The 9,404-nt window shown below is 67.2% G+C and carries 7 protein-coding genes; 4 read left to right on the top strand and 3 right to left on the bottom strand.

Annotation, left to right across the window (positions count from 1 at the left end; translation table 11 throughout):
- The 4 genes from QZT63_RS02080 to QZT63_RS02065 all read left to right on the top strand — a co-directional run.
- A partial coding sequence (locus QZT63_RS02080; RefSeq protein WP_290648157.1) for a DUF1614 domain-containing protein occupies positions 1–275 on the top strand: 275 nt, incomplete at its 5' end.
- A 104-nt stretch (positions 276–379) separates the two neighbouring features.
- Positions 380–1,258, top strand: a complete 879-nt coding sequence (locus QZT63_RS02075) for an SDR family NAD(P)-dependent oxidoreductase (protein ID WP_290648156.1) — start codon at positions 380–382, stop codon at positions 1,256–1,258.
- Positions 1,255–2,241, top strand: a complete 987-nt coding sequence (locus QZT63_RS02070; protein WP_290648154.1) for a lipid A deacylase LpxR family protein — start codon at positions 1,255–1,257, stop codon at positions 2,239–2,241. The genes QZT63_RS02075 and QZT63_RS02070 overlap by 4 nt, the downstream gene beginning before the upstream one ends.
- Before the next feature lie 40 nt (positions 2,242–2,281).
- On the top strand, positions 2,282–3,625 hold the full coding sequence (locus tag QZT63_RS02065) for a nicotinate phosphoribosyltransferase (RefSeq protein ID WP_290648152.1): 1,344 nt from the start codon (positions 2,282–2,284) through the stop codon (positions 3,623–3,625).
- 391 nt (positions 3,626–4,016) lie between these two features.
- On the opposite strand, the gene QZT63_RS02060 is transcribed toward QZT63_RS02065, so the two are convergent.
- From QZT63_RS02060 to QZT63_RS02050, 3 genes are all read right to left on the bottom strand, one after another.
- Positions 4,017–5,165 carry an FAD-dependent oxidoreductase gene (locus tag QZT63_RS02060; protein WP_290648150.1) on the bottom strand — a complete coding sequence of 383 codons (1,149 nt, stop codon included), beginning with the start codon at positions 5,163–5,165 and terminating at the stop codon, positions 4,017–4,019.
- Positions 5,162–5,350: a hypothetical protein gene (locus QZT63_RS02055; RefSeq protein WP_290648148.1), complete on the bottom strand. Its 189-nt coding sequence runs from the start codon at positions 5,348–5,350 to the stop codon at positions 5,162–5,164. The genes QZT63_RS02060 and QZT63_RS02055 overlap by 4 nt, the downstream gene beginning before the upstream one ends.
- A 134-nt stretch (positions 5,351–5,484) precedes the next feature.
- The gene (locus QZT63_RS02050) at positions 5,485–9,102 is read right to left on the bottom strand and encodes a hydantoinase B/oxoprolinase family protein (RefSeq protein WP_290648146.1); all 3,618 of its coding nucleotides are present in this window, start codon (positions 9,100–9,102) and stop codon (positions 5,485–5,487) included.
- Positions 9,103–9,404 lie beyond the last annotated feature (302 nt).

Raw genomic sequence — 9,404 nt, 5'->3', positions numbered from 1 at the left:
TGTGTTACGTATTCAGCCGACCGGTGCCTGGCCTGGGTATCGCCATGCCCGTGCTGGTGGCGCCAATCACCGCGGCGGTGCTGGCGGTGACGCTCGGCGGTGAGCAGTCCGCGCCGCTGGCGTACATCGCGGGCACGCTCGGGGTGTTGATCGGCGCGGACCTCATGCGCGTGAACGACATACGCGAACTGGGCGTGCCCGTGGCCTCTATTGGCGGGGCGGGCACATTCGATGGCGTTTTCATCACCGGCATCGTCGCCGTGTTGCTCGCTTGAACCCGAATGTTCCGGCGCACCCTGTCACTGGCCGCGGAATGCGGTAGTGTATTCGGTCCGTCGATTTCGCCTGGTTGCCTCGCCCGGTTGTAAGGAATACGTTCATGAAACCAGCACGCCCGGTGCTTATTTCAGGCTGCTCGTCCGGCATCGGATACGCATGCGCCGTGGCGCTGCGCCAGCACGGCTGGCGGGTCTTTGCCGGCGCGCGCGCGGATGAGGATCTGCGCATGCTGTGGGATCAGGGACTGGAGGCGGTGCAGCTGGATCTGGACGAATCGGCCAGCATCGCGGCGGCGGTGAACACGGTGCTGGCCAGCACCGATGGGCGCCTGGACGCGCTGTTCAACAATGCCGGCTTCGGCCAGCCCGGGGCGGTGGAGGATCTCTCCCGGGACGCACTGCGGGCACAGTTCGAAACCAACCTGTTCGGCGCGCAGGAGCTGACCAATCAGGTGATCCCCACCATGCGGCGACAGGGGCATGGACGCATTATCTACAATAGCTCAGTGCTCGGCTTTGCCGCCCTGCCCTATCGCGGCGCCTACGTGGCGTCCAAGTTTGCCATGGAAGGTCTGGTGGATACCCTGCGCATGGAGCTGCACGACAGCGGGATCCACGTCTCCCTGGTGGAACCCGGGCCCATCGCCACCCGTTTCCGCGCCAATGCGTACAGGCGATTCAAGGCCAATATCGATGCCGAAACCAGCCCCCACGCCCGCGCCTACCGCGCCATGGAGCGTCGTCTGAGCGCACCGGAGCGCGTCGGCGGCTTCACCCTGCATGCCGATGCCGTTGTGCGCAAGGTGCAGCGCGCCCTTAACAGCCGCCGCCCCAAGCCGCGCTACTACGTCACAGTGCCGACGTACCTATTTGGCTTTCTGCGCCGCGGACTCTCCAGCCGGGCGATGGACCGGGTATTGATGACCTCGACCCGCCGCGAGCGGCGGCTGCCGCCCGAACGGGATGAGTCAGGGGTATGAGGCCCGGGTGCTGCGCGGCACTCATCGGCTTGCTTGCCTGGACGACTGCGGCCTCAGGCTACGACCCGGAGTGGGGCACGCTTACGTTGGAATACGAGAACGATCTCTTCGCCGGGGAGGACCGCTATTACACCAGCGGGGTCCGCGGGAGCTGGCTCTCGCCCGACGACCGGATTCCCCGCTGGGTTCGCTCGGGGGCGGAACTGGCGCCATTCTTCTCGAAGCGCGGCGAGCTCAAGCTGAGCTATTCCCTGGGCCAGAACATGTACACCCCCGAGGATATCGAGCGGGAGGACCCGCCGCCGGGCGATCGCCCCTACGCCGGCTGGCTGTATTTCACCGTGGGCATCGGCAGCGAGACCCCGCGTCGCGTCGACCGCTTGCAGCTAAGCATCGGCATCGTGGGGCCGGCATCGCTCGCCGACAAAACCCAGCGGGAGATCCACCGCTTTACCGGCTCACCCCAGCCCGCGGCCTGGGACACCCAGCTGAGCAATGAGCCCACGCTGATGCTAAGCTTTGAGCGCCAGTGGCGCTCGTGGCTCGGCTTCGGCGATGACGGCTGGGGCTGGGATTTAACCCCCCATGTGGGCGGTGCCGTGGGGAATGTGTTCACCAAGGTGAACACCGGGTTCACATTCCGCCTCGGCCGCCATCTGCCGCTGGACTGGGGCCCGCCGCGAATCCAGCCGGCACTGCCGGGATCCGGCCTCTTCCGCTCGCGGGCGGCATTCGGCTGGTACCTCTTCGCCGGCCTGGACGGTCGCGCCGTGGTCCGGGACATCTTCCTGGACGGTAACACCTTCCAGGATTCCCGCAGCGCGGATAAACGCCTGTTCGTCGGCGAGGTGCAAGTCGGCGGCGCCGTGAACATTACCCGCCGCTGGCGCCTGGCCTACACCCACGTTTTCCCAACGCGGGAGTTCCGAGGCCAGGAAGGCACCCAGGATTTCGGCGCTGTCGCCATATCCGGGCATTTCTAGCAAAATACCATGCATGCGTGCTGATTCCTGGGGGCAGCTGGTGACTGAGCTAATCTTGAGCGACGACGAACTCGGACTGTTCACGGACCTCTACGAGCTGACCATGCTCCAGGCCTACTGGGCCGAGTCGATGCACGCCTCGGCGGTGTTCAGCCTGTTCTTCCGCAAGCCACCCACCAACCGGAACTTCATGCTCGCCTGTGGCCAGGAGCATGTGGCCCATCTGGTACTGCAGGTGCGGTTCCCAAGACAGCAGCTTGATCGCCTGGCTACGGTAGGCATGTTCCAGGATGAGTTCTTGCGATGGCTCGAGGGCTTCCGCTTTACCGGCGAGATTCTGGCCATGCCCGAGGGCACGCCGGTATTTCCCCATGAGCCCCTGCTGGAAGTTCGCGCCCCGGTGGCCGAGGCCCAGCTGCTGGAAACCCTGATCATGAACCACGTCACCACGGAGACGGTGCTCGCCTCCAAGGCGGCGCGCGTCGCCCTCGCCGCCGACGAACGACCCGTGATGGATTTCGGCATGCGGCGCATGCACGGTGCCGACGCCGCCCTGCGGGGTGTGCGCGCCTACCGGGTCGGCGGCATCGGCGCCACGAGCAACGTGCTAGGCAGCCTGCGTCACGGCCTGCCGGCCAGCGGCACCATGGCCCATTCGTTTATCCAGGCCCACCCGGACGAGACGGACGCGTTCCGGACCTATGGCCAGCTGTATCCAGGCACCACGCTGCTGGTGGACACCTATGACACGCTGGCGGCCGTGGATAAGGTCATCGCCCTGGTCCGTGACGAGGGCCTGGAAATCGGCGCCATCCGGCTCGATTCCGGGGATTTGCGGGAATTCTCCCTCACGGCCCGGGAACGACTGGACGCGGCGGGGCTGCGCGACATCAAGATCGTCGTCAGCGGCGGCTTGGATGAATGGATCATCCAGGAGCTGCTCGACGGCGATGCGCCCATCGACAGCTTTGGTGTGGGCACGGAGATGGGCGCCTCCGTGGATTCGCCCTCGCTTGATCTCGCCTACAAGCTCACCGAGTACGATGGCAAGCCGCGCCTGAAAAACGCCCCGGGCAAGCAATTGCACCCGGGACCCAAGCAGGTATGGCGATTCACGGATATCAACGGGCGGTACAGCCATGACGAGATCACCGGCCGCGCGGAGACGCGCGACGGCGAACCGTTGTTGGAGCCGGTCATCCGCGAAGGCGCGCCGGTGCGCGGTGAACCGGATACCGGCGAGGCCAAGGACCGGGCGTGGGCCGCGATCGCGCGGTTCCCGGAGCGCATGCGCGAGTTGGAGCAATTGGAGACGCCGTATCCGGTGCGCTTCAGTGATGCCCTGGAGCAGTTGCGCCAGGATACGATTCGGAATCTTGGGTAGGCGTTTTTTTTGGTGGATGCGTTTTATGGTGGATGCGCTTCGCTTATCCACCCTACAGCCTACGTCCTTCGGTTGGTCGCGGGGGTGGGGGAACGGCGTAGGGCGGAATTAGCCGTAGGCGTAATCCGCCGTTATGCCAACCGCCGAAGGCACCGTCCGGGTTGTGCGCCTGCGGCGCTATGTTATCGACGGTGGATTACGCTTCGCTAATCCACCCTACGTCCTTCGGTTGGTCGCGGGGGTGGGGGAACGGCGTAGGGTGCATGAGCCGTAGGCGTAATGCACCGTTGAACGAAGCGCGCCGGGGGTGCTCCGCCGGCTTTACGGTGGGTGCGCTTTGTGGTGGATGCGCTTCGCTTATCCACCCTACATCCTACATCCAGCGTCGGCGCTAATCTCCTAATAGCGGTGGCATTTCTCGGGTTAGCTCCAGGCGCTCTCTGATGCGTTTGCCGGTCAGCGCGAAGCCGTGCAGTGTGCCCTCGGCATCGCGGAACTCACCGCGGAGGTCCTGCCCGTCGCCGTCGAAGTGCCATTCGCCGGGGGTGCCCTCTTCCGGTGGCCAGGCCACGACTTGGCAGCAACTGGTTTTTACCGTCACCGGCATGACGGGGTATTTCACCGCCGTGCGCTGGCCGGCAAGGGTGGGGCCCAAAGCGCGGGCGGCGTTGGTGAGCGGCAATACGTAGGGCAGGACATAGCCGGACACCTCGGCACAATCGCCCAGGGCGAAAATCGCCGGGTCGGAGGTGGTGAGCCAGGGGTCAACCCGAATGCCGTGATGCACGGCCAGGCCGGCCGCCCGGGCGAGGCCGGTGCGCGGCTGCAGGCCGATGGCGGCGAGGATGGCGTCCGCGGCGAGTTCGCGGCCATCGGAGAGCCGCCCGACCAAGCCACCCTGGCCGGCGTCAACAGCCTCCAGCGTCACGCCGGTATGGACGCGGACGCCCAGGTTCTCCAGGGCGGCGTGCAGTGCCTCGGCCGGCCGCTGCGGTATCAGCCGCGGCAGTGGCGCGGATTCCGGGAATACCAGGTCCACCTCACAACCCGCCTCGCGCAGGTCGTTGGCGAATTCGCAGCCGACAAGCCCTCCGCCCATGATGAGCACGCGGTGGGCGTCGTCGGCGGCCGCGCGGAAGCGCTCGTACTGGTCGAGATCGTTCACCTGGAACACGGCATCGGCCGCATCCCCGTCCAGCCGGGGCGCTATGGGATCGGCGCCAGCGGCCAGCACGAGTGAGTCATAGGCGAGCACTTCGCCGCCGGCGAGGGTGACGGTCGCCGCGTGCGGTGTAATGGCCTCGACAGGCGTGCCGGTGATGATGCGGGCATCGAGCTGCTCGGCCATCGCCTCGGGCGTGCCCTGCACCAAATCCCCGGGTGTTTGCTGCTTGCGGTAGCCGGTGGAGAGCATGGGCTTGGAATACGAGCGCCCGGAATCCGCGGAGACCAGGATCAAGCGCGTTTGCGTGTCGTGCTTGCGCAGCTCCCGGGCGGTATTGTAGCCAGCCAGGCCGGTGCCGATGATGACGATGCTCAACGCTGGTACCCCTCCGGAGATCGGGCGACATGGCAGGCGCCGCCAAGGAACACCAGCGGATCACCCCGGCGCGCGGCCACGACGGTCACGCCGGTTGCATACCGGCCCAGGGTCTCTTTCCACTTGCGCTGATGAGCCCCTTCCAGCATTGTCTCGCTGCTCCGGGCGCATGCTTCCGCGACCATCTCGTCGAACTCCGGGGAGCCTGATGAATGCCCGCCTCCTCGGCCTACCATCAACCGGGACGCCATCAGAGAATTTATACATAAGCTATACAGCAAATGGTACCGACACGGGGGCAACGGGGCAACTCGCGGCATCACTCCGGCGCACCGTAGCCGCCCCCGCCAGGGGTGCGGATAACGAAGACATCGCCCGCCTCCATGTCCGCGCGATCGGTGCCGGTGAGGGTGTCACGTTTGCCGCTGGTGCGCTCGATGAATTGCTCGCCCACACTGGCGTCACCACCGCCGCGGATCCCTGCCGGCGCCACGCGGCGGCTGTTGGCCAGCACCGCCAGGGTCATGGGCTCCAGGAAGCGCAGGCGGCGTTCCACGCCCTCACCGCCGCGCCATTGACCGGCGCCGCCGGAGCCCGCGCGCACGGAAAAGCCGTCCAGGCGGACCGGAAAACGGGCCTCCAGGATCTCCGGATCCGTGAGACGGCTGTTGGTCATGTGCACGTGCACGGCGCTGGCGCCGTGGTAGCCCTCGCCGGCCCCGGCACCGCCGCACAGCGTCTCGTAGTGCTGATAGGTGGCATTGCCAAAGGTGACGTTGTTCATGGTGCCCTGGCTGTTGGCGAGCACGCCGAGCGCGGCGTAGAGGGCGTCCGTGACCACCTGGCTGACCTCCACGTTGCCCGCCACCACCGCCGCCGGGTGCTGCGGGTTGAGCATGGACGCCGGGGGGATGATCAGCTCGATGGGCTCCAGGCAGCCGTCGTTCAGGGGGATGGCGTCCTGCACCAGCGTGCGCAGCACGTAGAGCACCGCCGCCCTTGTGACCGCTCGCGGGGCGTTGAAGTTGCTCGCCTGCTGCGGGCTGGAGCCGGTGAAATCCACCACGGCCCGCCGCGCGGCGCGATCCACGCGGATGGCAACGCGCACCCGGGCGCCGTTGTCCATGGGCTTTTCCCATTCGCCGTCGGCAAGCACATCGAGCACCCGGCGCACCTGCTCGGCGGCATTGGCCTGGACGTGGCCCATGTACGCGTGCACGACCTCCAGCCCATACTGCCCCACCATGCGCCGTAACTCGCCCACGCCGCGGTTATTGGCGGCGATCTGGGCGCGCAGGTCACTGAGGTTCTGATCCACGTTGCGCGACGGCCAGGCGCCGGTGGAGAAGAGCTCCCGCAGTGCCTCCTCCCGGAATGTGCCACCGGCGACCATCTGCACGTTGCTGATGAGCACGCCCTCTTCATCGATGTGCTGACTCTGTGGTGGCATGGAACCGGGCGTCAGCCCGCCCACATCGGCGTGGTGGGCGCGGCTGGCGACGTAGAAGATGATACGGGTGTCGTCCTCGCCGAACACCGGCGTAATCACGGTGATGTCCGGCAGGTGAGTGCCGCCTTGATAGGGGTCGTTCAGCATGAACACGTCGCCCGGCTGCATGGTGCCGGCACGGGCGCTGATAATGGCGCGCACGCTCTCGCCCATGGAGCCCAGGTGCACGGGGACGTGCGGGGCGTTGGCGACCAGGCCGCCCTCGGCGTCGAATACGGCGCAGGAGAAATCCAGACGTTCCTTGATGTTCGCCGACTGCGCGGTGTTCTCCAGGGTCACCCCCATTTGTTCGGCGACGTTCATGAACAGATTGTTGAACACCTCTAGCATGACGGGATCAACCTCGGTGCCCACCGCCTGGCCACCGGCCGCGCGGGTGCGCTCCAGCAGCAGGTGGCCGCGGGGGTTAACGCCCAGGGTCCAGCGCGGCTCCACGACGATGGTGGACACCGGATCACGGATAATGGCCGGCCCGGGGATTTCATCCCCCGGCGCCAGGGCCTCGCGGTCGAACACGGGCGCGGTCTGTTCGCCGCCGTCCATCCAGACCGCCACCCGGTCCAGGGGCTCAGGCCTCTCGCCCTGGGCTCGCCGGGGCAACTCCGGCTCGTCGCTCAGGGCGCCGCTGGCGCCAATGACCTCCACCACCGCGGCGGCCACCATCACCTCCTTCTCGGGCATGGTAAAGCCGAACTGGCCCTGGTGCGCGTCCTCAAAGGCGGCACGGGCGGTCTCCGCATCGCCGTGGTCCACCAACAGCGCGGTGTCCGTGCCCACATAGCGGAGCTGGAGCTTGTGCACCGCGTGAATGGCATCGGCGGGGGCGCCCTGGGCCAGCAGTTCGTCGCGCCCGGCAGCCTCGGCTGCCTCCAGGCGCGGCGCCAGCGTGGCGAGGGTCTGCGCGTGCAGCGGGGCATCCACGGAGAGCTCGCGCATGGTGGTGAGGTCGGCCAGGCCCATGCCGTAGGCCGAGAGCACACCGGCGAAAGGGTGGATCAGCACCCGCGACATGCCCAGGGCTTCGGCCACGCGGCAGGCGTGCTGGCCGCCGGCGCCGCCGAAGCAGTTGAGCGTATAGCCGGTGACATCATGCCCGCGCTGCACCGAGATATGCTTGATGGCGTTGGCCATGTTCTCCACGGCGATGCGCAGATAGCCCTCGGCCACGTCCTCGGCGCTGCGGTCATCGCCGGTGTCGCGCTGGATGCGCGCGGCGAGGGCATGGAACGCCTCCCGAACGGCCTCGGCATCCAGGGGCTCGTCGCCGTTGGGCCCGAACACGCGCGGGAAAAACGCCGCTTGCAGTCGGCCGAGCATGACGTTGCAGTCCGTCACCGTCAGCGGCCCGCCGCGGCGATAGCACGTCGGGCCGGGGTCGGCGCCGGCGGACTCGGGGCCCACCCGGAAGCGGCTGCCGTCGAATCCGAGCCGGGAGCCGCCGCCGGCGGCCACGGTGTGAATGCGCATCATGGGCACGCGCATGCGCACCCCACCGATGACCGTCTCGAAGCTGCGTTCGAACTCGCCGTTGTAATGGGCCACATCCGTGGAGGTGCCCCCCATGTCGAAACCGATCACCTGCTCGAAGCCCGCCATGCGGGCCGTGCGCACACAGCCGACAATGCCGCCGGCGGGGCCGGAGAGAATGGCGTCCTTGCCCTCGAACCAGCGCGCATCGGTGAGGCCGCCGTCGCTCTTCATGAACAGCAACCGGGTGTCGCCAAGTTCGGCGGCAACCCGCTCGGCATAGCGGCGCAGGATGGGCGAGAGATAGGCGTCCACCACGGTGGTGTCGCCGCGGCCCACGAGCTTCATCAGCGGACTGACCTGATGGGAGACGCTGACCTGGGTAAACCCGACCTCGCGGGCCAGCGCCGCCACCCGCTGCTCATGCCCGCTGGCGCGGTAGCCGTGCATCAAGACGACGGCGCAGGCACGGCAGCCATCGTCGAGCGCCCGCTGCAGTCCGGAGCGCACCTCGGCGTCATCCGGAGGCTGCAGCACGGTGCCATCGGCCGCCACCCGTTCATCGACCTCCACCACGCGGCGATAGAGCTGTTCCGGCAGATGGATGTGCAAGGCCAGGATGTCGGGGCGGGTCTGGTAACCGATACGCAGGGCATCGGCGAAGCCCTTGGTGATCACGAGCACGGTGTCCTCGCCCTTGCGCTCCAGCAGCGCATTGGTGGCCACGGTGGTGCCCATCTTCACGGCCTCGAGCCGCTCGGCCGGGATGGGGTCATGGCTGCGCAGGCCAAGCAGATCCCGGATGCCCTGCAGCGCCGCATCCTTGTAGCGCTCCGGATGCTCTGAGAGCAGCTTGTGGGTGACCATGCTGCCATCGGGTTTGTAGGCGATCACATCGGTGAACGTGCCGCCGCGGTCGACCCAGAACTGCCAGCGCTCATGGGCCTGGTCAGCGCTCATGACTGGTCTCCTGTGTGAGCCCGGGATTCCGAACCGGTTGCATGCCGCCGGCGGTGCGACGCGGCGGAGTTGCCACGATCATAACAAGGGACGGCGCCCGGGAGTGCCATTGAACGACATGGGTCACAGAAGGCCGAGCGTGCGTTCTATATACTCCCGACAAGGCGCGCTAGTGTCCTGACCCGTAAATACGTTGCGAAAATTGGCGTGGATCCTGACGGTTCCTGGCAAGGCGCGCCGACGAGGCGTAGCGGGGACTACGGCGAGGAGGCGCAACGCCGCCAGGGGCCGTCAGGGCCGCG

It is taken from the genome of Aquisalimonas sp. (assembly GCF_007120195.1).
Classification (GTDB): domain Bacteria; phylum Pseudomonadota; class Gammaproteobacteria; order Nitrococcales; family Aquisalimonadaceae; genus Aquisalimonas.
Note: the sequence above shows the minus strand (reverse complement) of the source record. Positions and strands in the feature narration are given on the sequence as shown.

What these genes read in the sequence shown, in the direction of transcription:
- QZT63_RS02075 (WP_290648156.1), top strand. Translation starts at nt 380, where the DNA reads ATGAAACCAGCACGCCCGGTGCTTATTTCAGGCTGCTCGTCCGGCATC.
- QZT63_RS02070 (WP_290648154.1), top strand. Translation starts at nt 1,255, where the DNA reads ATGAGGCCCGGGTGCTGCGCGGCACTCATCGGCTTGCTTGCCTGGACG.
- QZT63_RS02055 (WP_290648148.1), bottom strand. Translation starts at nt 5,350, where the DNA reads ATGGTCGCGGAAGCATGCGCCCGGAGCAGCGAGACAATGCTGGAAGGG.
- QZT63_RS02050 (WP_290648146.1), bottom strand. Translation starts at nt 9,102, where the DNA reads ATGAGCGCTGACCAGGCCCATGAGCGCTGGCAGTTCTGGGTCGACCGC.